This window comes from Pseudomonas sp. XP2 (assembly GCF_053557975.1).
In genome coordinates this window covers 30,538-32,048 of record NZ_JBNRIK010000022.1, presented here as the reverse complement: position 1 = coordinate 32,048, position 1,511 = coordinate 30,538, and the positions used below count along the sequence as shown (strand labels likewise).

The window sequence follows — 1,511 nt, the reverse complement described above, 5'->3', positions numbered from 1 at the left end:
GGGCCTTTGCCCCGCGAAAGGGCTGCAGGGCAGCCCCAAGGGCCTAAAAATCAGATCCAGGAATGCCGCGCAGGCAGGGTGCCGTTGAGGTGGTACGCGCCCACCGCGTGGTACTTCCAGCGCACCGGGTCGTGCAGGGTGTGCACCCGGGCATTGCGCCAGTGGCGGTCGAGGTTGAACTCGGCAAGGGTGGCGCGGCTGCCGGCCAGTTCGAACAGCTTCTCGCTGGCCTGCAGGGCAATTTCGGTGGTCAGCACCTTGGCCTCGGCCACCGCAATCGAGGCGCGTGCCGCGCTGGCTGCGTCGATGGGCGCAGCATTGACCTCGTCGAGTACCCGCGCGGCTCTGCGTAGCAGCGCTTCGGCAGCGTGCAGTTCGAGCTTCAGGCGGCCGATGTCGGCAATCACATAAGGGTCGTCACTGGCGCGGTCCACGTTGGCTTCGATCCACGGGCGGGACTTTTCCCGCACGAACGTGATCGCATCGTCGATTGCCGCTTCGGCAATGCCGGCGTCGATCGCCGCCTGGATCAGCTGCGAGGCTGCGCCCTGGATGTTGGGGATGTCACGCTGGCGCCAGTTGTCGATCACCAGCTCTGCGTCTACCGGCACCTCGTCCAGCAATACAGTGCCGCTGGCGGTGGTGCGCTGGCCGAACCCGGACCAGTCATCGACGATGCGCAGCCCCGGGCTGCCACGGCGCACGAACGCCAGGCGCTGACGACCTTCCTCGTCGAGGGCTTTTACCGCCACCCAGTGGGCGAACAGGGCACCGGTGGAATAGAACTTCTCGCCGCTGATGCGATAGCTGTCGCCGGCGCGGGTGATCCGGGCCTTGAGGGTGAGGGTGTCCTTGGTGCCGCGTTCGGGGCCGGCATTGCCGATGCGCCAGCCGTCGAGCACGCTGCGGAAGATCAGCGCCTGTTGCGCCTCGGTGGCTGTCAGGCGAATCAGTTGCAGCATGCCGAACTGGTTCTGCGGGATCTGCCCCAGGGCCGGGTCGGCGGCACTGATCAGGCGGAACACTTCGGCCACGGTTGCGAACGACACGTCGGGGCCGCCGTGGGCCTTGGGTACGCTGATGCTGCCCAGGCCGCTGCGGGTGAACAGCTCGATCTCCGCCCACGGCAGTTTGCGTTGCTGGTCGCGGCGGGCGGCTTGCTCGCGGGCAACCTCGGCCAGTTCACGGGCCGCTTGCAGGGCTTCGGCGTCGGTGCGCAGTACCTTGGCCGGCAGCAGCAGGGGCGAGCTGTCGAGATCGCTATGGAATTGGGTATTTGGCTGGCTGGACATCAGTACCGCTCCTTGGCTGCACTCAATGCCCTGGCGATACGCACTGGGGTGATTGTGATCCTGACCATTCCTGACCTCACAAAAAAGTTGTGTCGCTACAGCTGGTCGCGACAAATGTGTGCTGGTCCGGTGGTCCGGTTTATATACCCTAATGCTTTATAAAAAGTTTATGAACTAACTCTTTGGAATATGTATAGAAGGAGGGATTTGTTACAGATG

Annotated in this window: 1 protein-coding gene; it reads right to left on the bottom strand. The window is 64.1% G+C overall.

Features of this window, described 5'->3' with window-relative positions:
- Window positions 1–50: 50 nt before the first annotated feature.
- Window positions 51–1,292: an SfnB family sulfur acquisition oxidoreductase gene (locus ACK1VC_RS21145; RefSeq protein WP_060518091.1), complete on the bottom strand. Its 1,242-nt coding sequence runs from the start codon at window positions 1,290–1,292 to the stop codon at window positions 51–53.
- Between the last annotated feature and the right edge of the window lie 219 nt (window positions 1,293–1,511).